General features: G+C 51.2%; 21 protein-coding genes. 1 reads left to right on the top strand and 20 read right to left on the bottom strand.

Annotation, left to right across the window (positions count from 1 at the left end; translation table 11 throughout):
* Positions 1–63 precede the first annotated feature (63 nt).
* The 16 genes from WMO44_RS06740 to WMO44_RS06665 all read right to left on the bottom strand — a co-directional run bounded on the left by WMO44_RS06740 (position 64) and on the right by WMO44_RS06665 (position 17,238).
* The gene (locus WMO44_RS06740) at positions 64–621 is read right to left on the bottom strand and encodes an ImmA/IrrE family metallo-endopeptidase (protein ID WP_006059621.1); all 558 of its coding nucleotides are present in this window, start codon (positions 619–621) and stop codon (positions 64–66) included.
* Positions 622–689: 68 nt separating this feature from the next.
* The gene (locus tag WMO44_RS06735; RefSeq protein ID WP_002569119.1) at positions 690–1,058 is read right to left on the bottom strand and encodes a helix-turn-helix domain-containing protein; all 369 of its coding nucleotides are present in this window, start codon (positions 1,056–1,058) and stop codon (positions 690–692) included.
* A gap of 131 nt (positions 1,059–1,189) precedes the next feature.
* A complete protein-coding gene (locus WMO44_RS06730; protein ID WP_002589002.1) occupies positions 1,190–2,152 on the bottom strand; it encodes a helix-turn-helix transcriptional regulator in 963 nt (320 codons plus the stop codon).
* A 169-nt stretch (positions 2,153–2,321) separates the two neighbouring features.
* Positions 2,322–3,200: a DUF4261 domain-containing protein gene (locus WMO44_RS06725; RefSeq protein WP_349152123.1), complete on the bottom strand. Its 879-nt coding sequence runs from the start codon at positions 3,198–3,200 to the stop codon at positions 2,322–2,324.
* On the bottom strand, positions 3,197–4,081 hold the full coding sequence (locus tag WMO44_RS06720; protein ID WP_435387729.1) for a spondin: 885 nt from the start codon (positions 4,079–4,081) through the stop codon (positions 3,197–3,199). The genes WMO44_RS06725 and WMO44_RS06720 overlap by 4 nt, the downstream gene beginning before the upstream one ends.
* Positions 4,082–4,098: 17 nt before the next feature.
* Positions 4,099–4,878 carry a hypothetical protein gene (locus WMO44_RS06715; protein ID WP_024724967.1) on the bottom strand — a complete coding sequence of 260 codons (780 nt, stop codon included), beginning with the start codon at positions 4,876–4,878 and terminating at the stop codon, positions 4,099–4,101.
* A gap of 15 nt (positions 4,879–4,893) precedes the next feature.
* Entirely contained in the window at positions 4,894–5,757 is an 864-nt protein-coding gene (locus WMO44_RS06710; protein ID WP_020225633.1) for a CbrC family protein, read from the bottom strand.
* 15 nt (positions 5,758–5,772) lie between these two features.
* Positions 5,773–11,988, bottom strand: a complete 6,216-nt coding sequence (locus WMO44_RS06705) for an immunity protein Imm33 domain-containing protein (RefSeq protein WP_024724968.1) — start codon at positions 11,986–11,988, stop codon at positions 5,773–5,775.
* Positions 11,989–11,991: 3 nt separating this feature from the next.
* Positions 11,992–12,462, bottom strand: coding sequence for a DUF4259 domain-containing protein (locus WMO44_RS06700; RefSeq protein WP_006059608.1), 471 nt, complete (start codon positions 12,460–12,462; stop codon positions 11,992–11,994).
* Positions 12,463–12,504: 42 nt separating this feature from the next.
* On the bottom strand, positions 12,505–13,482 hold the full coding sequence (locus WMO44_RS06695; protein ID WP_024724969.1) for a hypothetical protein: 978 nt from the start codon (positions 13,480–13,482) through the stop codon (positions 12,505–12,507).
* A gap of 130 nt (positions 13,483–13,612) precedes the next feature.
* Positions 13,613–14,770 carry a hypothetical protein gene (locus WMO44_RS06690; RefSeq protein ID WP_024724970.1) on the bottom strand — a complete coding sequence of 386 codons (1,158 nt, stop codon included), beginning with the start codon at positions 14,768–14,770 and terminating at the stop codon, positions 13,613–13,615.
* A complete protein-coding gene (locus WMO44_RS06685; protein WP_008982527.1) occupies positions 14,767–14,979 on the bottom strand; it encodes a hypothetical protein in 213 nt (70 codons plus the stop codon). The genes WMO44_RS06690 and WMO44_RS06685 overlap by 4 nt, the downstream gene beginning before the upstream one ends.
* 13 nt (positions 14,980–14,992) lie before the next feature.
* The gene (locus tag WMO44_RS06680; RefSeq protein ID WP_002576934.1) at positions 14,993–15,226 is read right to left on the bottom strand and encodes an immunity 17 family protein; all 234 of its coding nucleotides are present in this window, start codon (positions 15,224–15,226) and stop codon (positions 14,993–14,995) included.
* A gap of 60 nt (positions 15,227–15,286) precedes the next feature.
* Positions 15,287–16,402, bottom strand: coding sequence for a hypothetical protein (locus WMO44_RS06675; RefSeq protein ID WP_024724971.1), 1,116 nt, complete (start codon positions 16,400–16,402; stop codon positions 15,287–15,289).
* A gap of 15 nt (positions 16,403–16,417) precedes the next feature.
* Positions 16,418–16,588, bottom strand: a complete 171-nt coding sequence (locus tag WMO44_RS06670) for a hypothetical protein (protein ID WP_008723379.1) — start codon at positions 16,586–16,588, stop codon at positions 16,418–16,420.
* 107 nt (positions 16,589–16,695) lie between these two features.
* Positions 16,696–17,238, bottom strand: coding sequence for an SLOG family protein (locus WMO44_RS06665; protein ID WP_024724972.1), 543 nt, complete (start codon positions 17,236–17,238; stop codon positions 16,696–16,698).
* Positions 17,239–17,368: 130 nt separating this feature from the next.
* Here WMO44_RS06665 and WMO44_RS06660 point away from each other — a divergent pair, with 130 nt between their 5' ends.
* On the top strand, positions 17,369–17,710 hold the full coding sequence (locus WMO44_RS06660; protein WP_008723376.1) for a helix-turn-helix domain-containing protein: 342 nt from the start codon (positions 17,369–17,371) through the stop codon (positions 17,708–17,710).
* A 188-nt stretch (positions 17,711–17,898) separates the two neighbouring features.
* Here the strand turns inward: WMO44_RS06660 and WMO44_RS06655 are convergent, their stop codons facing one another.
* Genes WMO44_RS06655 through WMO44_RS06640 form a run of 4 tightly spaced genes read right to left on the bottom strand, consistent with a single transcriptional unit; the run spans position 17,899 to position 21,133 of the window.
* A complete protein-coding gene (locus WMO44_RS06655) occupies positions 17,899–19,311 on the bottom strand; it encodes a relaxase/mobilization nuclease domain-containing protein (RefSeq protein WP_024724973.1) in 1,413 nt (470 codons plus the stop codon).
* A gap of 54 nt (positions 19,312–19,365) precedes the next feature.
* Positions 19,366–19,692 carry a hypothetical protein gene (locus tag WMO44_RS06650; RefSeq protein WP_006773027.1) on the bottom strand — a complete coding sequence of 109 codons (327 nt, stop codon included), beginning with the start codon at positions 19,690–19,692 and terminating at the stop codon, positions 19,366–19,368.
* Entirely contained in the window at positions 19,689–20,543 is an 855-nt protein-coding gene (locus WMO44_RS06645; protein ID WP_002595844.1) for a nucleotidyl transferase AbiEii/AbiGii toxin family protein, read from the bottom strand. The genes WMO44_RS06650 and WMO44_RS06645 overlap by 4 nt, the downstream gene beginning before the upstream one ends.
* On the bottom strand, positions 20,540–21,133 hold the full coding sequence (locus WMO44_RS06640; RefSeq protein WP_425516120.1) for a type IV toxin-antitoxin system AbiEi family antitoxin domain-containing protein: 594 nt from the start codon (positions 21,131–21,133) through the stop codon (positions 20,540–20,542). Before WMO44_RS06640 ends, WMO44_RS06645 begins: the two co-directional genes overlap by 4 nt.
* Positions 21,134–21,217: the final 84 nt, after the last annotated feature.

The following is a 21,217-nucleotide window of genomic DNA, read 5'->3' as shown; positions in this document are numbered from 1 at the left end:
TACAAAATAGCATAGCAGAGGAGCGTGAGAGAGGGCAGTGCCTCTCTCTATTCCCCCATTTGGTTATATCAGGTTTCTGGATTTTAGACGAATCTGCATTGCTTGCTTGGAAACCTCAAAAATATTTGCCATTTCAGCAATGAGCTGTTCATCTGTCCGGCCTATTTTAAGCCGGTAAAAACATTTTTTGATCTGCGGTAAAGGCATCAGCAGAGCAGAAGCCAGAGTATCCGCCTGACGCTCAATTATGCCATGACTTTCGTCGGAAGAAACATTTCCGTTATAAGCAGCAACATCTCCAGTACCGGAGTACAACTTCTTATGTAGTACCCAATGAGCCAGCTCATGGGCACAGGTAAAACGGAGCCGCCCTAATTTTGACGGATCACAAAGCCGTTCATCAATTAAGATTGTACCGGCTCTTACTGCAATCATTCGATACTGTCTCTGTATCTGGTCATATAAGACAACAGCACCGTCATCGAAAATTGTTTCCCCTAATATCTTGGGGTTTTTTCTTAGTGTATGAAACTCCAGGATTAGATCAAACTTTGTCTCGATAATGGTTTCGATTGGCACAGGACATGGTTGCCCGGATAGCAGAGAGGGATCATATTCCATCAGGATTTTTCGCCCTACTGCCTCGATTGCTTCTGTACGGATTTGTGGAATTGACAAAGCTCTCCCCCCTATCGTTTACGCTCCTTTAGCATTTTCATAAATGTCTGCCATTCTTCATCGGTAGCATCTACTTCTTTTGCCACACGCAAGGCTGCCCGAACAATATCTTTTTCCATGATATAGTCTGGCAAATCAGCAGATACTGTATTGCGTGATTTTGCAGCCAGATCCAAAAGCAACTCATGTTCTGATTTATCCAAATTCAGAAAGGCAGAGATGCGTTCCACAAAATCTCCATTGGGTGCAGGACGGCGGCTTTGCTCAATATCACACAGATAACCGTAAGCAATATTCAAATGCTTGGCTGTATCGCGTAAATTGAATTTGTGCGCCTTGCGTTTCTCGGCTATAAATGATCCAAAAGTTATATTGCCCACAGCATTCACCTCTCATTTGTTCGACGAACTGCGAACATCTTGCTTATATTGTATATCGAACATCCGTTCACTTCAAGGATAAAAATTTCATTTGAAAAGAGGTGTTAAAAATCAATAACACCTCTTTTGCGCTATATAAATTCCTGAGCGATTTGCTGCATTTCCGTAATGCACTCTTTGGGAGAGAGAATTTTTATTTTCCCTTTGAATTTGAATATCCAGCCATAAAAGGTTCCACTGGGGTTTACTTCAATTCTTGCTGTGAAGTGTGCGTCATCATATTTCTCAACAGGTACATCTTCTCCATAATGATCTATGATTACACGCATCAGTTCGTTTTCACATACCAGGGTTACTTCTTTCGATGACTCTGAGGTAAACATATCCACCATTGTGTTTGTATAGGAGGCTACATCAAATCCCTCTATCGGTATAAAGCAAGTTTCAAGGGTTTCTACGCCTGTTAGCCGATCTACACGGAAGTGAGCAATCTTCTGATGCTTCAGAGAAAATCCAATCAAATAGTAATGGTCATTTTTCCATTCAAGCGCATAGGGATTTACGACATAATAATATCCATCATGCTTCAAGATTTTCTTTTTTTCCTGAGTATATTCATAGTATTGGAACCGAATTTGCTGATGGTTTCCAATCGCTGTTTGGATATTATCAATGATATAGTAAACCTTTTCATTATGCGGTTTGACACGGCTGGATAAAGCAGCAAATTTTTGAAGCTGCTCTGCCTGATGTGTGCTGGTCAGACGGCATAATTTCTGTACCAGTTCCTCGGATTTCTTGGCAGAAATGATCTTCGAGGATGCTACTGCGTCTGTCAGCATTTTCAGTTCTGGATACTCAAACAGGCGGCTTCCCATAAAATATTGGTTTTGGGTACTCTTGACCACCACAATATCAATTCCTGCATCGATCAGAGTATTGGTATCCGCGTAAACAGTCTGCCGCACTGCCTGAATTCCTTTTCCATTCAGATGGGAAATGATTTCAGATACTGTGGCGGGATGGTTTTCATCGGTCCGCGCATAGAGAAACCGGAGTAATTCCAGTATCCGCATATTTGTTGAATTCTGCATACTTCACCTCCTCGATTCTTAAAATGGCCTATTTTGTGTGGTGTCCAGCTCCAAAGACCAGAAGCAGGGCGACAGCACAGAGAAGTAGGCCAGTCCAATTTCGATCCATAATCAGCTTGATTACCGCCACAAGCAGCAGTCCGCCCACCAGGAGCACAACGCCGTTCATTCAGCGTCCTCCCGAGGCATAGTTCCCCATGTGGATGTCCAGCACCTCTCTGGGCGGCTGGATCAGGGCGTCCTCATACTGGCACTTCCACTGAATCTCCCGGCACATCTGGCCATCCGCCACGCCGTCTATGGTTTCCCCATCCTGAATGGGGTTATCATGCTCCAATATGTACGATGCCACATTGTAGGCGTGGTTTACCACCCAGTTGGGGTCCATGCCGTGGAAGTGGTACTGGAGGTCGGGCAGGAGCAGGGTGCTCATACCCACCGTGTCGATGAGCATATCCTCCGTACCCTCAATGTTGAAGAAACGGACATTGACGCCAAAGCGGATAAACCGATCTGGCCCCTCAATCTGATGGGAGCGCACATCCTCTGCCAGAAACAGCTTGCCGCAGTTCTGGAAATAGAATGCCTCACAGGTGGGGTACAGCTCCGCCAGAGCCTCCAGAAAGTCGGCGTCCAGGTTGGCACGCTCCAGCGCTGGAAGCGCCGCAGTCAGCATATCGGTGGCCACCACCTGATATTTGCACTCCCGGAAGATCCGCTCCCGGTCCTCCTGGCAGTCCCACATCTGGCTCATCAGGAAGGCATCAAAGCCTTTGCCCTTGAACTTGTCGCATTTCATCACCATCAGCTGTACCGGGCACTTGCCGTCCTGAAATTCCGCGACATGATCCAGGGCGGCAAAGCCGGCCATTTTCTTATCATAACAGAAGCACTCTGTTGATCCGATGTGCTTCTCCATTATGGCAGTCATTTTTTCTTTATCCGGCATTTCTACCGGCTCTTTGAACAGCATCTGAATGAGATAGGGACCTCCGGGCTGGGGGCCTTTTTTGTCGTCCAGATTTTGCTGGAAAGCTTTATTGCTCATTTGGGTTCCGCCTTCTTTTCTGGGAACAGTTTCCACCGAAACTCCAGCTCTTTCTGGACAAACTCTTTCGGCAGGCCGCGGGGGTTGGCGATGAGATACCATACCCGAAAGGTGCGCTTCTTCGGATCTGTTTCCTGCCGGTAGAGCTGATAGCCCGCCTCATCCTCCTGTGTCCACTGTCCTGTCTGCCGCTTGGCCTGCACAAAGGGTTCCACCACCTGGTCCAGTTCCTCTCTGGTGCGGCTTGAGGCCCAGGCTTGATCCACATCATTGGCGTGGGAGAGGTGGAACAACATCGAACCCATCCAGTTCTTTGCCTTGTGTCCAGGCGTTCCGCGCAATTCCGCCTGACGGCGGTACTCCTCCATCTGCTCCGCCGTTCCGTACCGTTCCACCATCTGCTCCCGCACATAGATGAACCAGCTGTAGTCCTCCGCCTCGGTGAAGGGGGCGCAGACCGGCTGTAATGCCTCCACGGGGTCTGCCTCGAAGCGGTCGATGAAGTCGAGGTAGTTGGCTTTGACCAGGGGCAGAAAGGTGTCCAGCAGCCCGGTGTTCAGCCGCAGGTCCTCTGTCAGCATCCGAAAGAATGAACCGCCTGTTGTGGGTTCAATTCTGAAAGAGTAGAGGTAGTCATCTCCCTGCCTTATGATACAGCTGAAGCCCACCTCCACATTCCCATGGCCGATTTCGTAGTCTATGTAATTGTAGCGGCTCCGGTCAAACCAGATCTGATAGGTCAGCCCGTTTTTCATTTTCTTTTTGAAGTCGCCCTTTTTCAGACGCTTCCAGCCCTTTTCCTCCAGGCCCAGGCCGTTCCACAGGTAGTCCAGAAGTTCCTGAATTATATCTGCCGGCCGTTTTTGTTCCACGGTCTCCACCCCCTGACGAATTCTCTTTAATAGTCAAGCAGGATAGGCACCTGCTGCTCCTCGGCAAACCGCATGGCCCGCCAGAACATGGAGAAGGCAAACTTGGCAAGGGATTGAGTGTCATACTGGGTGTGTTCCGGGATGTCTGCCTTGCTGTACTGTCCATCTGAGTCTACGGTTCCGTCTACCGGGTATCCCTCCGTGTCTGCCCAGCCAAGGATAGTGTCCTCATCGGCCTGCCACGCCAGCTGGTTCAGCTTTTCCAGCTCCTTCCGCAGTCCGCCCAAGGTGGCGATAGCGGCGGTGTCATCGGTAGGCAAGGACCCTTGGAACAGAAAGCTGTCAGAAAGAGGGAGCCACCAGGTAGCCCCACGAAACAGGGACCACACCCGCTCCTCATCTGATGCAAGGCGGGCGACCAGAGGATGCTCCCCGAAGATCCAGTCCTTCTCCACGGTGGAAGGCACCGGTTCCTCGTATGTACGACAGGCGGCCACCAGCAGCATAGCGCCAAAGGCATCCCAATCCGGCTTATCGGTGTAATAGGGCCGCTCGTTGTCCTCCGGCCATGGAGTGTAGGGCGGTTGGTTCGGCTGGGAAATGGCGGCTAAGATCTGATCCCGCCAGTTCTCCACCGCCGCCTGAACCTCGGCCGAGGACAGCTCCTCCTCGTTGTCGGCGGGTTCTCCATCCGGGGTGATGCGGTTGAAAGAGTATCCGTTTTCCTCCGCCCACTGCTGCACAACAGTTTTCCAGTTGTGAGAATAGTACCGGGTCAGCGTCCCGGCGTAGATGTCAAGTCCCATAGTAATGTCTCCTTTTCAATCAAAATCCATCCAGACCAGGTGTTTTCCGCAGTGGAGGCACTGGAACAGATAGCATTGCAGATGCCCGCCATTGACAGATTCCCGGATCATTTCTTTTTGCTCATCGTCCCACATCGGATCGTCCAGTACCTCCTCCAGCACACCCAGGGCCCGCAGTTCCCTGGCACCCACATGGCCCAGGTAGGCGCAGTAGTCGCCGCAGTGGGCGCGCCAGTATTCCTGCTGCCAGCCGGAGTAGCCGGGGGTGCGGTGGATCAGCTCGTCCAGCTTCTCCGGATCGTCTACACCATCATCCACAGAGAAATCATCTTGAAAACTACCGTCATATTTCCGGGCTGCTTCGCCGTTGGCGATGCACTCTGGGCACAGATATGCAATATCCTCCACGGCGTAAAAGGGGGCTGTATAGAAAATATGGGTCGTCTTGCCACAGCAGTCGCAGACAACGCCGTCTGCGGATTCCTCAAAAGCCCCAGTTTCCAGAGGGTTTGGGTGATACCGGAAGGCGGGCAGGCCCAGCTGGGCCTGCCGTTCCTTCTCTTTCTGCTTTTCCTCCGGCGTTTTGGGCTTGGGGAGAGCATAATGATTGCCCCAGTTTTCCGCATAGTCCTTCAGCGTGCCCAGCCGCTTGAGGGTCTTTTTATCGGAACGATTTCCGATTTGGCAGAGCAGTTCGTAGGCGTCCTTCTTAAAGTCCAGCAGGTCATATACATCCACCAGCACTTCCTTGGCCTGCTGATCCTCACTCTGCTCAAGTTCTTCCTTGAAGGTATATAGAGCGCGGACATTGTCTGGACCTTCATTGGTCGCAACAAACTGTTTTTTTAGTTCGATATAGGTTTTCTGATATTCTGTCATTGGTCGCACCTCCCATCAATCCCACCAGAAATACCAGACAGTGGACTGCCACAGGACATCTGCCAAGGAGCCAATGCTTCCATCCTCATTCTGATCCAGATCTGGGCAGAAGCCATATTGCTCCACAGCCACTTCCATAGCTCTTTCCTTGGAGATCGGAGTCGGAAGTTCAAACTCCAATTCATCGTGGCTCATGGCGGCAGGGATGGCACCATGCTGCTCGAACCAGTATTTCGCCACTGCCATCAGGTCCGGCGTGTCGGGGCACTCATTCCAATTTCCAAAGGGCAGATAGGCGAAGATCTCCCAGGGGTTCTTGACCGGAATTTTGGCCAGAATGAGCGGATAGGTCATGTGGCTATCCGAATCCCAATAGCAGGAGAAGCGGTCATTGTCATAGCCGCCCTCCATCTCGCCCAGGACTTCCGCCTCCCAGTCCATGTCATCGTCCTCGGCTTCTTCCTTGCGCTGGCCGGTCAATTCCTCCAGAACCGCCTTTCCGTCCTTGATGGGAGCGGAGAGCATCTTCTTTCGATACTCCTCTACTGTTTTGAGGTCAAATTCGTAGAAGTCCGCATTGTGCTCCGGATCGGCGTTCATCACCAGACACTCCAACAGCGTTTCATCATCCGCCTTGATGAGCACGGGAACAAAGCCCTCCCGTACCCCCAGCCGCTGGGCGTAGCTGTATGCCGACATGATGGGGTCATCATCTGCCATGGATGGGAAATAGGTACACTCGCAGTCCAGATACTCCATGATGGCCTGAGCAACCTCGGAAGGCTCCAGCGTGTCCTCGTCGAAGTCCTGTCCCTGCCAGTTTTCAAACCGTTCCCCGATCACCTCTGCCATAGCCTGATAGTAGTCCTCGTCAAAGGGGATGAACAGGTAGGCTTCATCCTGGAACTCATCAGAGTGATACCGCTCCGGGCCGAAGAAGCGGAGGGCGTTGTCGTCAACATCGGCAGGATAGTAGGGGCTGTCGCCCTCTCCGTAGTAATAGCCTGCAAAGGCACGGCCTTGCTGATTGAATAACACAGAGAACAGACAGCCGTCCAGCTCATCCCGGATAAACTCCCGCAGATCCACACTGGCAGGATCAGCTTTGACCTGTTTGGCCACTTCGCTGTATTCTTTCAGGAAGTCCTCACCCATCAGGTCGTGCTCCATGCACCAGCGCAGGTAGATGGCCATGTGGTTATAAGCGTTGATGGGGTCAATTGGCAGTTCCTTCTCCTCAATGCTCTCGATATGATAGGAGGCATCGTCCATCTCACCGTCAAAATCATCATTGGAAAGGGTGCCACGGGTGATAGCATCCTGACGATCAGGCTCCACCACAAAGCTGATGCCGTTCATTTTGCCCAGCAGGGCGTCCGCGTCATGGGCCAGCTTATATTCCAATTCATCCCGGTAGAGAGGAATCACCTGATAGAAGTTGACCTCCTCGCCACTCGGCAGGATGCAGACCTCGCTGCCATCTTCGGTATCCTGGGGACCAGTCAGAATGGCGGCGCACAGCTTTGTGTCCTTTGCAAAATCCTCCTCATTGTCCATGGTATGGCCGAAGCCCAGCCAGGTATCGCTGGCAATGGGAAGGCGGGCCAAGGATTTCAGCAGGCGGATGGGCCAGTACCACTTTTCGTCTTTCATGGACTCCTGATCCAGCTTCCAGTCCGCAGGCAGGGCAATGGCCAGCTCCGCCCGCTCCAGCTTATATTCCGCCAGTTCCTCCGGCACATTCATCCGGTGAGCGCCCATGCCCATGGTGACCAGGGTGCAGTAGTCCCGCTCCTCAGAGGGCGGCACCACGCAGATGTCCACATGGATGTCGGGAGAAACCAGCTCATGGAACACATTCTCGAACTTGCCGAAATACTGCTCAATGTGCCCCTCGACGGCTTCCATCTCCTCCTCGGTGTAGACTTCGGGATTACTGAATTCTTCCTCATCCTGCGTGTCATCATTGTCTGAGTGGTCGCAGCTGTCATCCTCCGGATCTCCCTTTATAGGCTCGTAACCGATCTTCAGGGTCATCTGTTCCTCCGGCAGGGAGACGCCGGGGCTGCGGGTGATGGTGTGCTTATCGTCCGCAGAAAAACCGATGGTCTCGCCGTCTTGCAGTGTCACATCACACGCCAGCACATAGGAGGCAAGGCTGGCCAAAAAGTCCCGCAGTTCCTCCGGCTCAGCGTCGGTGTTCAACACCTCCATTTCCTCCTTGCCAAACACATCCATGCCGTAGGTGTAGCCGTTTAGGCCCCCCTCGCTCCGGTACAGGCCGAACCAAACCCAGTTGAAGATGGGCAGTTCGTCCTCTTTGAGCATATCGGCAAGGCCCTCATAGAAACGAGGCTCAAATACCACGCCGCTGGTGTAGACACCGGTGGCATATTTCTGCTTGCAGCACACTGCCATCGCCTTAGTGAACAGCTTACCCCGTTCCAGCAGTTTTTCCTCCTCGCCCAATACAGCCACCACGATATGGGCCTTGTGCGCTTTGGCCACCTCTACGGCCTCTGGCCACATATAGTTGTTTTCGGCGTTGATCTCCGCTTCATTGTCCGGGATGTGACCGTGGAAGAGTGTCACGATCAGCATCATGCCGCCGACCCGCATTACCACAGCGTCATCGCTGTTCTCATCATCTTCGTCGCCCTCATCCGGCTCCTCATCTACGATGCCCCATTCTTCCCGTAGATTCCGGATCAACTGCTCCTTGTCCCATTCCGCTTTGGAGAGGAGCACAGACCCGGCAAAGGAGCCCTTACGGTCAGTTTTCTCCTCGTCGGCGTCATCCTCAAGATCCTCTACATCTTCATCCGGATCATAGAGGGATTCATGCTCCAGTCCGCGGACAAATTCCTCAAAGCTATCTGCCAGATGGGTAATTTTATAGTCATTTTCCTGATCCACATGGACTACCGCAGGCTCTCCCTGGGGACCGCAAGCTCGGTAGTCCAGGAAGATCATATCGTGTCCGGCGCTGGGACAGTCGCAGATGGCCACTCCGATGGCAGGATACTCCCACTCATCGATCATAAACTGGCTTCCCAGCTCTCCGCAGAGGGAGCAGCTCTTTTCCCGCCCGATGCCGAAAATGCCGGTGATGGCCACATGGTCTTCTGCCCAACAGGTCGGCTCATCGCAGGGATAGCAGGTATTCACCGGAATGCCGCCGTTGTGCTGCTTCATCAGCCAGATATAGGCGGCGGGCAGCTTATAGCCCAGTTCCTCCTCCACGCTGGCGATCAGCTCATCGGAAGGCGGATCGCTGACATACTCTTTCAGCGCATACATACTGTCGTCCCAGAAGTTGGTGAGGTCGAAGCCCTCGAAGGGGGTATCACCGGGCACGAATTTGGCCTTCTTCCGGCTGCGCTGGCGTTTCCGGATCTCCGCCTTACACTCCTGAATCACCGCCGAGGCATTTTCGTCCTCCGGGTCCAACTCTGCCCACCGCTGGGCGTAGGGAATGGCCTTTTCCTCCTGACCATAGAGATACTGATAGCCGTAGGCCATCCGCATATTCCACTCCGCCTTGTCCTGGCCTTCCTCCCGGACGGACTCCAGCACCTCGATGGCGCGGCACAGGGCCTTGTCTCCCTTATAGCGAGGGGTGCCCTCGTCATGGTCCCCGATAATGGCGTAGTTTTCTAGCGCCCGTGCCAAGGCGTAGGCGGTGCGATAGTTCCTCCAGTCCTCCGGGATGGCATTCAGTGCCTGGATACAGCGGGTGTACTCGTCTTCGTCGTTCCACTGCTCCAGCTGAGCGAAGAATGCTTCGGCGTTCTGTTGGGTGTAAGGAATATAGTCCATGCCCGTCAGCGTTTCGTCCAACTCGTCATCCTGATTCTCAGTTTCTGTCCCATCATCTTGTTGCTTTAGGGGTACAGAACCGGCTTCACGGCGGAAGGTGTGGAAGATGGCCCATGGGATGTCCGTGCCTTCAAAGAACTCTTTCGCCATGTTCAGCGCCTCTTGGATGTCCCAGGCGATGAAGTCCACATAGCCACAGTAGAGGCCGGTAGCCCCGCCGGTGAGAGTGAGCACTTCCGAACCATCCCCGCCGGTGAGCACTTCCTCCAGTTTGTCCCGGAAGTCGAAAATTTTCTGACTGCCTTCCTCCTCCCGCAGGGTATCCAGGGGATAGCAGAAGAAGCCCGCCACCGCGCCGTCGGCATGGAGATCGTCCATAAAATCATTGTCGGCATTCAGATAGCCGTTGATGAGCGGCACACAGCAGGTGGAACCGGCCATTACATCCAGCCGCCAATCGGCGTCCGGGTCCTGTTTGGGTTCCATTTTGTAACCAAGGTAGCTCTCCAGATAGGCTTCCGGGTCGGTGGAGAGCTCCAGGCCCTGCTCCCGCAGTTTGTCGGGCAGCTGGGACAGGAGGAAGGACGGCTCTGCCTTGGGTTCCTCCAGCACATCAAAGCTGTCTATGTATCTCATGTGGGAGATCTCGCCCAGCACTTGGTCGGTGAGGGTAGTGAGCATCCACCAGGCCCGGCCTTCTTCCTCTTGAAGCTTAGGCAGCAGCTTTTCACAGTAAGCGGAGATGGCGAAGCTGTTTTCACCCTGTTCCTCCAGCCAGATCTGCACATCATCCCCAGAGATATTCCATCCGTCCTCGGTACGCAGGCCGATGTTCGGGAGGGGCTGACGGCCCACAAGGATGTTCCAGTGCTCCAGCACCTCCTTGGAGGCGTGTTTCTGGAAGTAGACCAGCTCAAACAGCTTGACCTTGTCACCCTCCGGAGTGAGGATCAGCTCGTACTTCTCGCCGTTGAAGCCCATCTCGAAGGAGATTTCATCAAAAACCAGATTCAGGGTTTCCTGCATTTGGGCCACGAGTTCTGCGCCGCGGGTATGGTCTTTGTCCTCGTCCATCATCTGGCGCAGCTCTGCTTCCATCTCGGCAAAGGTTTCCCACCAGTCCTCTGTCCTTTCCCGGAAGCACTCCGAGAACTGAGGCAGAGAAATACCCTTCTTGCACGAGTCAATTAGTTCCTCCATGTCCTGTCGGGTGTTGAGCTTCGGATCATCACCGGGATGCAGTTCCAGAGCTTTTTCAAAATGCCGCAGAGCGCGGCCCTCCTGATCCAGATAATAATAGGCATACCCCATACGGAAATTCCAGGAATAAGTATCTCCCAGTTCCTCCTCATGGGACTGCATCAGTTCCAGTGCCTGGTGAAGCAGCTTCCTTCCCTCCGGCTCGCTGGGGTCCGCCAGATTGTTGTAGGCGCGGGCCAGCTCCATATCAATTTCCGGGGTACGCTCCTCGGCGGGGATGGCCTCCAGCGCGTCAACGATTTTCAGGTGTTTGTCCTCCTCATGCCACTTCTGGCACTGCTTCAAAATGTCCATATCAGGGTCCTCCTCGTCCTCATCCGGTTTCCAGTTTTTGATCTGCTGGAACACTCCGTTCTCATCCCGCTCAAAGGCGCAGGGGGCGGGGGTGTCCAGCAGAGGAATGATGTCGGGATCGTCGTTGCAAATTGTGTTCAGCTTGTAAATCCCGGCGTTGTTGGGGTCGTCCATGTACGCCTCGCTCTCGTCACCAGCGGTGAAGCGCCAGCCACTGTCCCAGCCGCCGTCCGGCTTCTCCCTGTAGCAGTAGCCAACCTTGCAGCCCTCCACTGTGATGCGGTTGGTGGCGATACAGCCATCGGCACCCTCCCAGTCGGGGAGCAGATCTTTTACATCTTCCGCCTTTACATGGTAGTTCCGGTTGCGGCCAGAGGCTTCGTACAGCTCCTTCCGCAGCATCTCCACCTGAGAAGCCATATCCGTGATCTCATCCTCGCCCATCATCTCGCTGATGTCGTATTCCAGCGGGGCATGGACAAAGTCCGCCAGGGCCTTGTCCATGGCCTCGTGCTCCTCCGGCGTAGCAGTGATGCGGATACGGCGGGCGGGGGTGTTGTACTCGTCCAGATCCTGAAGGTTTACACTGCCACTGACGCTGCACTCCAGCAGGATGGCGGCCAGGTCGGTGACCACATCAATGGCGAAGTGGAAGTCCATCTCCACGCCGTCCGAATGGGTGAACTCCAGATACTCCACGGTCTGGCGGAAGTCCCAGTTCTGCTTGTCCAGACCAATCTTGGCGAAAATCTCGCTGAGGGGGATCTCCTCTTGTTTCTGATCCTCCAAAAATGCCATAAGGTTCAGGCTGTCGTCCGAGCCTCCGATAAAGTTGCCCCAGTATTTTTTGATATACATGCGTCATGCCTCCTGTTCCGAGATCAGCCGCTTGATGAGCCAGTCCAAATGCTCTGACCACACAGGAGCGATCTCACCGCTGTCCTCGTTCTTCCAAAGATCCACAATCTCACGGATGCCGTCCTCGTCCGGCACCTCGTTTTTGATGTCGGTGAGCTGCCGCAGCAGGAAAGCAAGGGCTTCTTTGGATGCTGTGAAACCGGTGACTTTATCCCATATAGCTTCTTCATAATCGTAGTCCAGCTTGCCATTATCCTTCCATTGGAAATACAGCTCCGCCAGAGCCATCGCAGTATTGTCAAAGAGGAAGTCGATTTGTGAGAAGTCAGCTCCCAGCATGACTTCCTCTTTCATCAGTTCGATCATCTCGCCCAGATCCATTACCGGATGCTCCGGTACATATTCATTTTTGAGGATGTCCAGTACATCCAGCCCTTCGTCACGCTCTAATGCTTTTATGCCCCATGCTCCCATGTCGGCACCTCTCTTTCTTTATTTTGTATCAAGCTTCTATTGTCAATCATGGTTCTCCAGCCGAATGATAGGCCGATAAAAGTCATAATCTCCGTTTAGTTCATTGTCCTCCTGCACTTCCGGCTTACAGTGGGGCGAACAGGGTAGGAAACCGAGAAATGGGCCCAGCCCACCGCAGATATTGCATCCGCCATCGCCGCCACAGGTGGTAAGTCTATCAGCCTGCACCACTTCCCGCATATAGGGATCGTAGGCGATGGACAGGCCGAAGAAGTTGGGTTCCTCCATGTCATAGGGCCGGTTCTCATCCTCATCCATGTCCTCAAACCAGCGCAGACGCATGGAGTAGTCTAACCCATCTCCCCACGGGAACAGGGTCCGACACCCGCCGCCACACAGGTAGGACCACTCGTCCGCCGTAGGCAGCGAAAGCCCCTGCTTTTCCAGCCCGGCAAGAAGCGCATCGTAGTCTGTGCGGTTATAGATGCAGATCTGAAAGCCCTTTTCCGTCCGCTCAATGCGGGCCGACTGATGCAAGGTAAGACTGCTGCTGTCACTCCAGGCAAAATCACGAAATTCCTTCAGCCAGTCAGGGTGGGCGGTCAGCCTGGGATCGTCCATCTTGACTGGCTCCCAGCAGAGTTCCTCCAGCTCCCGGCCCACCAGCATGGGGCCAATGGCCGCCTGCCGAACGGGAGCCATACTTTCCCGGATCATCTCCTCCGGGTTCTGCGGTTCCATTTCCCATTCCCGGAACAGATACTCTAATTCCTCCCGGCTCTCCTGATTCAGTCCCACGGCAAACTGCTCCCAGCCCAGGGTGACGGTATCGCCGGGGACAAAGACGAACTCCCGGCCATCTTTCTTGAAGATGCCGGTGGTGCAGTTCTGGCCCCAGCGGTCAAAGGTATGTAGACCGAGAAAGGTCATATCATAACGAGCAGCCAGGCTTTCCATCAGCGCCTGCTTCTCGGTGGTTTCCATTTGATTAAATTGGGTGCGAAATAGTTTTTCGTTCATAGCAAGTCCTCCTACTTCCCGCTGACCAGGCTGGGCGGTATTTTTCGTTTGCCGCTCCAGAAGATGACCTCCACATGGAGCACTGCCCGGTTTTCATCTGTTCCGATCATACCAGTCGCTCCATTCCTGCTTAATCTCCGAATCGCTCCGCAGCATCCTGGTAAACGGTGATGCTCTTAGCCACTTTCTTTTTCTGGCTGCGGATGCGGAAGTAGTCCCGCAGAACGCACTTCAGTTCCGGGTTTTCCACCTTGCGGGGCAGCAGACTGATGAACATTTCGTCGTAGCTTTCGTACAGAACACCACTCCGGTTGTAACTTTGCCAAGTCACCGTAGGCTTTCGACCTTCAGGGTCTTTGGCCAGATCAAAAAGCCACCGCTCATCCAGCTCCACATAGCGTTCAAACATAAAGGTCGTGTCATAGGACCCGTAGCGGTCATAGCCCCAAAAGATGAACGCAGTCATTCCATCAGGCCCCAGGCGTTCATAGATCCAGTCCTCCGGATAACAGCGGTAATCCAGCATCCCCAGAGCATTGAACAGGTAGATTTCTTTGGGAGTGCCCAGCAGGAGCGAATAGGTTTCATACACCTGTTCCTTGGGCTGGGTGATAATTGCTTTCATAAAGACTGGAATCAGCCAACTGCCGCCATAGCGTTCATATAGTTCATCGGCCAGTGCTTGTAGTCGTGTATCCGGGTTTCGAATCAAGGAGGCGGTCAGAATCAAAGCCGGAATCTTCTCCATTTCCTTTGGCTTTACTTTATAGAGCCCCAGTCCTTGGGAAATGTGCCATGTAGTGCATTTGTCACCATCATAAAAGGGGGTGTGCTTGAGATGGCCGATCCGTTCCGCATTTTCCGCCAGAAAACGGTACACCTCCAACATCTTGGGGGAGGCTTTGCCCAGCATCAAATGAAAACAGAAATTCATCTGTTCCACCTGTCCCTCTTCCAGCGGTTTTGTATCCGCCTCATCCAACAGCAGGGAGAGGGTTTTCAGGATGACTGGGGCAATCTGCTCCGATACACAATCCGAGCAGGCATCCGACATGATATGGCTGCCCATCCATTTGCCCTTGACCAGCTTGGCCCACAGTGGGGCAGCAGGGGCATACTCCAGCTGCGCCAAAGCCTTTTGAGCAGCCGTTTTGCACTTGCCCTTTTCTGTATTCACAAGCTGGAGAAGCAGTTCGCCGTTTGCTTCCTCTTTGCCCAGCGCCAAAATGGCCTGTTCTCGCTTTACACCCTTGGGAGGCAGTTGTTCTAAAGTCATCGTAGTATTCATAGCGTCTCATCCTCGTTCATAAGTTGTCCCTGCACCTCTCTGGGCAGGTCGTTCCACAAAATATCGTATGTAAAATCCCGAATCTCCGGGTAACACTCCCGTGCGGTCTTTTCCGCAATATCTCTATTCAGGTAGTGCATCTCTTGGTGGAAAAACCAGTTGAGTTTTTCCATCAGCCGATAGAGTCGGATCTGTTCTTCTTGGGTCATGGGATTGCTCCTCCTATTTCAACTTCAGCACAAATCCCCAGATACTCACCACAATCAGGAGGACACCCAACAGAAAGAACACCACCCGCCGGTATCCTCTGCTGTGGCGGTGGGCATCCCGCGTACCAGTGGGGTCGCAGAGCCAGTTCCAGTTGCGGATTGCTCCAATTAAAATCACGGCCCCGATGAGCACCGAGGCAATGTACCAATGCTCTTGCAAAAATGCTGTGATCTGTTCGCTGTTCATTCTACTTCCTCCTTACGCAAATACCTGCTGGTATTTCTCTTTTCATACCGTGCGACTTTTTTAGGTCTGCTGGTGCTGCATGGACACGATATGGCAGTCCGGGCAGAATTCCACATAGAGCGTGCCCTCCGCACAGTCAAACACCGTATCCCACTGGATCTGGGCCAGATATTTCATAGGTTTCCCGCAGTGGGGGCAGGTCGTATATTCCGCGTCCTGTACCCAGTTGGCAAAGCCACCCACCGTGTTCACATCCTGGCAGGCCGCACCGTAAAACAGGGGCACGGGCGCTTCGCCCAGCACAAAGGGATTTTCCGTGAGGGCCTTGTAGTCCTCGGGACTGACATAGCAATCCGTTTTCTCCGCCCCGTCAAAGAGCTCGGAGGGAAAGACTTCCACGCCGCCATCCAGGGTAAAACTGTTAAAGGCTGGACCTTTCAAGAATCCCACACAGTTGGGGCAGCAGGTGGCAGTCAGAATACCATCCAACCCCAGAAATTTCAGCCGCTCATCCCGGCCATCCAGCACCAGCATGTCCACCATGCGTCCGCCACAGTGGGGGCATGTGTCCTCCCGTGCCCGGCCAATGCGGACGGGAGATTTCTCGCTGGTGGTTCCTTTGACCATAGGATAGCAGGTATCGAAGTTGAGCTGGATTTTCTGGCCCTCCTTGTCGAAGGTCCAGCCTCCAATCTGCGCATAGCTGGATGGGTCTACATAGAGGCCCTTGCGCCAGGGCCGGGGATTTCGCTCCAGCTCCAGCAGAGTCTCCATTGCCTTGTCATCTCCTTGCATAGCAAGGCAACTCATCAGGTTGGAGGCCGCGCTGGAATATTCTGCGGACAACAGCGCATGGATCAGACCATCCCGCACATCGGCGGGAGCATGATAATAGATCTCACAGGGCCAGAACACCTCTGCGGCCAGTGCCACTCGCTGAATCTCCGGGGTGATGGCATCATGGTAGCCAAGCAGCTGCCAAAAGTCGGCGAACTCTGGGTCCTCCATATCAGCCAGCCTCTGGATGTTCTGTATCAAGTTTCTTTGTTTTTCGACAATTTGTTCCGGCATCCAGGCCAGAGCAGCTTGCCGTTCTTGCTCGCACTTACATTTCCAACACAATCCCTCATAACCCAATGGGGTTCCACAGCTGGGGCAGGTATATTTCAGACTCATGTTCTCATACTCCTTTCAGGCAATAAAAAAGCCCCACGCCGCACTGTCATAAAGACAGGCTGACGCAGGACATGAAGAAGCCGCGTTGAAGGAGCCGCATCCACCAGCAGATGTAGTTTCTTCAACAACCAAAATATTTTTTTCGTATCTTAAAGCAGCAAATTGCTGTCCAATATATTTGTTCATAGCGGCACCATTTATTCTGAGCGTAGTTTTATATCTTATTATATCACAGCACCCCTTCAATGAAAATATTTTGTTGGAAATGCTAATGAAAAATTTTTGTGAATTTGTTAAGGCGCAGGGGCTGTTATCTCCATAGTGTCTGGATGGATCAGAGAGATTACTTTTCCCTGATGTAAGGCATAGTTGACTGTCTGTGCTGTGCCTGAACGCAGCTTTTTCTGATTATCAAACACACCGATGAGGTACTCTGCATGATCGACCATATAGTAATTCCTTTTTTTATAACTGGAAACATCCGCAGAATGTGAAATAACAATGGAATCGTTTGCGTTTTGGATCAGCTTTTTCAATCTATGTCTACTCTGATCCGGCCATTTAGAGTCATAACCGATGAAGGGAACTACAACGACAATTTTAATATCTTCGTATCCCGTTTGTGCCCTCAATGTCAGCAGCTGTTCTCCAGCCCACATATCCACACCAAGAGCACCGCCGACAAAAAAAGTACGGACAAATTTCTCGTCATGAAGTATCCGAAACTGCTCCAGGAGACATTCTTTTAATTTTTGGCATAGGGGATCTTCCTCATTATATCCAAAGCAAAATCTTGTTGGTCGGTGGCCGGTAATGGCGCAGGCATACTGATTCATATAAATCACCCTTGATAACTGCCTTGATTACGCATATAAAGCAAAAATAACGCAAATAATAATGCGTATAAAGGTTGTATTATAAAATAATAACACAACACATACGAAGTATCAAGAATTGCTTTCTGCTATGCTAAAAGAGCAGAGAGGTGAGCGTATGGACGAAGAATTTATCCGCAATCGAATCACAGAATTACGATTGAAAAAAGGCGTTTCAGAATATCAGATGAGCATGGAGTTAGGGCAGAACAGAAGCTATATTCAGGCGATTTCTTCTGGGCGTTCTATGCCGTCTATGAAGCAGTTTCTCAACATCTGTGAATATTTTGAAATCACACCGCTTCAATTTTTTGATGCACAGGAAAATAACCCTCAGCTTATCAAGAAGGCTTTGGACGGAATGAGAAAGATGTCAGATGACGATCTGATTATGCTGATTGGTTTTATAAGTCGCTTAAACACAGAAAACTAACGATAGGAGGCAGTAAATGTCCCGTCGTTGGTTTTTTATTTTATGCGCAGCATATTGTGGCAAGCAATGCTTGTGGCTATCCATTTCGCCACAAACTGCTTGTTGAGGGCAGTGCCCCCAAGCCCCTTTGAACACAGAATTTCATTCTGTGGCTACGCGTTCTGCGAACGCTTTTGACCAGGACCAGCTTACCGCTGGCCGTGGTCTTTTTCTTTTTCAACATCCTGTTCTACCTCCATTTTCAGGACCCGATCCACATTGGCCTTTGCCGTTAAAAGCTCTCGCATTTCTTCACGGGAACGCCGGTACTCGGCATAGGTCTTTTTCTTTTCTTCCAGCAATTTCGCATACTCTGTCTGCAACTCTTTGACCTTGGGCAGCTTCTTGACGCCCATCTCATCAAAGGCATTCTTAGCAGCCTGGTGGAGCAGAATTTCTTTCTCATGTTCTTCCCTGAATTTCTTAGAGTAACCCGCCTTGCGGTATGCCACATAGACCTCACGGGTCTTGGCATAATTTACGATGTGAGTACGCAGAACAGCGATCTCTGCCATGCGCTTTTCAGCCGCTTTGATCTGCGCCGAAAGCTCATTGTGATGTGCCGTGGCAGCCGCAGCCTTTTCTTCCAAAACCGCATACTCCAGCAGGTTGTGCTCTGACAGGTAATTCATGGTCTGCGCCATCTGCTTGAGGTTGAACACCTTAGCCCATCGAGCATAGCCAGCGCCTTTTCCAGCCTGCAATTTTGCCTGAATGTCCACCAGCAGATTGACCTTCGGCGGCTCTGCCTGTGTGACTGTTTTCTTTCGCGGGGTATGTGCTTTCTTCCCTAAGAGAACTGCCCGCAAATCTTCCAATCCATATCCTTCGCCCAGACTGTCCATGCGGGCGGCTTTCTCCCAACCAGAGAGCTTCAGTCGATACGATTTTCCGCGCTTTGAGACTTCACAACCATACTCTTGCAACAGTTTCAGCAGTTCTTCAAAGTCAGCAGGACTTTGTGATAATGCGTTGTCAATTGCCACACGAAGCAGCTCTCGGTGAGAGGGCTTTGCCTGATCTCCCAGCCACTTGTTATAGCTTTTTCCGTGAAGTTTCGGATTCTCTACAATGGACAGTCCGTTTTCAATGCAGATGGTATCACTTAACCGGCGAACCGCCTTGGTGCTGCCCCAAAAGTTTCGGAATTTCCGGTCATATTCTAAGCTGACCGATGACCAGATAATGTGATTATGAATGTGCGACTTGTCTATGTGAGTGCAGACTACAAAGGCATGATTGCCTTTAGTAAAACGCTTTGCAAATTCTACGCCCAGCCGGTTGGCTTCTTCCGGGGTAATCTCACCGGGGCGGAAGGACTGGCGCACATGATAGGCAATCACATCATCCGCGCCACGCACTCGTCCGGTCGTGGCAAGGTACTGCCGCTTTGCCAGAAGGAACTCTGCATCCGCAGTCCTGCTGTCACACGCATAGCCGGTAATAAGCCTGCCGCTATCTGTTTTTTTGGGATTGGCCACATAGTCGATGATGTCACTGATCGCCCGACTTTCTGTGCGGCCCTTGCCGACATGAAGCGGCATGATTCTCGTGGTTGCCATAGGTCAGACCTCCTTCCCGAAAAGAAAACGGCCTGCCATAGCAGACCGCTTTCACTATTCTATAAAACTTTCTTCATCGAAAAAATTGAACTCATCATCTTCTAAGTGTCTTGGTGGAAATCTCATTTCATATTGCTCTTGCGCCAATGCACGGACATCAGGCCGCCTATCCTTTAGTCGATTTTTCAGCCAGGACAACTGCTCTTTCGATAGCCTCCATGGAAGATTCAAAAGACGATTCAGTGTCATCAGTTCAGCCTGCTTTTCTGCTGGTAGCGAAGCACAGGATTTACAAATGTGGGATGCATGACCTTTGCCTGAAAATTTTTCGTTGGCTTTGTATTCACCACAAACTTTACAATAGTGTCCATGCTTTTTCATAAGCTGATGCCCTTCTCGCAAAGAACATATAACCTGCGAATTGCTTTCATAATCACATCCCATTCCAAATCAGAAGCATAAGAAAACTTTTTACGGTATGCCTCCCAAAGTTTTTGCATAACCGAATCATTTTCCACTTCGTCAAAAACTTCTTCAGCCTGGTTAAGATACTTCTCCGATCCCCGTTTATGAGCAGTTGCCAGAAGCGCATCATGTAAAATTTTCGGGTTCAGCGTGGTTCCATGCAGCTGTTCTAAAATGTAAATATCGTAGAAATCTCTCATGCGGGTATTGGTTGTGGTTCTGGTAATAATGGTTTCCAGTTTTTCTGCCAGCACAGTTTCTAAATTATAAGCCCAAATATCAATGGAGCGATCTTCCAGCATAAGTTTGAATGAATACCGAACCTCTCTTGGAGTGATTGCATCTCCCGTAGAAATATCAATTTTCAAAGGGGTCACTACACCATCGAATGTTGTACTCATGCTGACACGAATCCCCGGATACTCTGCTTCATCCATAATCTCCGAAATACTTTTCAGCTGAAATTTAACACCATCATCAATCGGAACAGTTACGATTGATGAAATTAGATTCTCAATATCCTCCACATTAACATTAGCTCCTTTTATGGTTGCATCCAAATCCATCGTAGAGCGGGCATCCAATCCAACCATAGCCGCTACCAACATACCACCCTTTAAGATAAACTTATCACGATACTCAGAAAGAGAAATACGCTCCAAAAAACGCTCCATCATGTAGTTCCTCATTAAAATCTGAGCATCTGCGGATTTTTCTCTGGAAAGGTTTCGTATTAAATCTTTAAGCTGCCTTGCTGTTTTTATCATAAAAGTACCTCCAAATACTGTCGTAAAATTTTTTCCACCTTGAACATCCCGGCATATTGCATTAAAGCTCGCAGGTTCTTATCTTTTCTACGGGCATACGCTTTCAGTGCTCCCTGAAAGGTCTGAATTTCAATTCTGCTACGGCTTCTGAGCAAATCACAGATCGTTCGCTCCATATCATAAACCGGCACAGTATGCCCGAACGGAGTTTTCGCTGTTGTAAGTCCTACATCATGTAAGTCTGCTTTAATCGTAAAAACTTGAATGCCTTCTGCTTTCATTTTGCTTGGATTGCATCCAGTTTTGACCGTAACTGTATATTCTATTGGTTCACGGTCTGTCAGATCGTGAAAAAATAAAGCTGTTTCATGTGAAAATACTGCTTGTTCAAATCGCAAATGAAGCAGATACATGGCATCCACCCAGGAATCTTTGGACAGATAAATCCCATGTGCAACTCTATCCAAATCTCGTGAACGCACATAATCATAAAATACCGGCTTTGAAATTCCAGAGGATACGACCTGTGATGTTCGCAGCATTCCTTCTTGTGCTGTTAGCATCTGATCCAGCTGTTCAAATTGTCCCATCATGTCACTTCCTTTCGTACTAATATTATATTCAATATTAGTTCAAAAGTAAAGTCGTGGATATATAGTTTCTCTTTCCAAATT

Origin of the sequence: Faecalibacterium tardum, assembly GCF_040096515.1 — a bacterium.
Taxonomy (GTDB): Bacteria; Bacillota; Clostridia; order Oscillospirales; family Ruminococcaceae; genus Faecalibacterium; species Faecalibacterium tardum.
The sequence above is the reverse complement of the archived record's forward strand: the minus strand, read 5'-3'. Positions and strand labels throughout refer to the sequence as shown.

What these genes read in the sequence shown, in the direction of transcription:
- WMO44_RS06740 (WP_006059621.1), bottom strand. Translation starts at nt 621, where the DNA reads ATGGAATATGATCCCTCTCTGCTATCCGGGCAACCATGTCCTGTGCCA.
- WMO44_RS06730 (WP_002589002.1), bottom strand. Translation starts at nt 2,152, where the DNA reads ATGCAGAATTCAACAAATATGCGGATACTGGAATTACTCCGGTTTCTC.
- WMO44_RS06725 (WP_349152123.1), bottom strand. Translation starts at nt 3,200, where the DNA reads ATGAGCAATAAAGCTTTCCAGCAAAATCTGGACGACAAAAAAGGCCCC.
- WMO44_RS06715 (WP_024724967.1), bottom strand. Translation starts at nt 4,878, where the DNA reads ATGGGACTTGACATCTACGCCGGGACGCTGACCCGGTACTATTCTCAC.
- WMO44_RS06710 (WP_020225633.1), bottom strand. Translation starts at nt 5,757, where the DNA reads ATGACAGAATATCAGAAAACCTATATCGAACTAAAAAAACAGTTTGTT.
- WMO44_RS06705 (WP_024724968.1), bottom strand. Translation starts at nt 11,988, where the DNA reads ATGTATATCAAAAAATACTGGGGCAACTTTATCGGAGGCTCGGACGAC.
- WMO44_RS06700 (WP_006059608.1), bottom strand. Translation starts at nt 12,462, where the DNA reads ATGGGAGCATGGGGCATAAAAGCATTAGAGCGTGACGAAGGGCTGGAT.
- WMO44_RS06695 (WP_024724969.1), bottom strand. Translation starts at nt 13,482, where the DNA reads ATGAACGAAAAACTATTTCGCACCCAATTTAATCAAATGGAAACCACC.
- WMO44_RS06690 (WP_024724970.1), bottom strand. Translation starts at nt 14,770, where the DNA reads ATGAATACTACGATGACTTTAGAACAACTGCCTCCCAAGGGTGTAAAG.
- WMO44_RS06685 (WP_008982527.1), bottom strand. Translation starts at nt 14,979, where the DNA reads ATGACCCAAGAAGAACAGATCCGACTCTATCGGCTGATGGAAAAACTC.
- WMO44_RS06680 (WP_002576934.1), bottom strand. Translation starts at nt 15,226, where the DNA reads ATGAACAGCGAACAGATCACAGCATTTTTGCAAGAGCATTGGTACATT.
- WMO44_RS06675 (WP_024724971.1), bottom strand. Translation starts at nt 16,402, where the DNA reads ATGAGTCTGAAATATACCTGCCCCAGCTGTGGAACCCCATTGGGTTAT.
- WMO44_RS06670 (WP_008723379.1), bottom strand. Translation starts at nt 16,588, where the DNA reads ATGAACAAATATATTGGACAGCAATTTGCTGCTTTAAGATACGAAAAA.
- WMO44_RS06665 (WP_024724972.1), bottom strand. Translation starts at nt 17,238, where the DNA reads ATGAATCAGTATGCCTGCGCCATTACCGGCCACCGACCAACAAGATTT.
- WMO44_RS06660 (WP_008723376.1), top strand. Translation starts at nt 17,369, where the DNA reads ATGCTAAAAGAGCAGAGAGGTGAGCGTATGGACGAAGAATTTATCCGC.
- WMO44_RS06655 (WP_024724973.1), bottom strand. Translation starts at nt 19,311, where the DNA reads ATGGCAACCACGAGAATCATGCCGCTTCATGTCGGCAAGGGCCGCACA.
- WMO44_RS06650 (WP_006773027.1), bottom strand. Translation starts at nt 19,692, where the DNA reads ATGAAAAAGCATGGACACTATTGTAAAGTTTGTGGTGAATACAAAGCC.
- WMO44_RS06645 (WP_002595844.1), bottom strand. Translation starts at nt 20,543, where the DNA reads ATGATAAAAACAGCAAGGCAGCTTAAAGATTTAATACGAAACCTTTCC.
- WMO44_RS06640 (WP_425516120.1), bottom strand. Translation starts at nt 21,133, where the DNA reads ATGGGACAATTTGAACAGCTGGATCAGATGCTAACAGCACAAGAAGGA.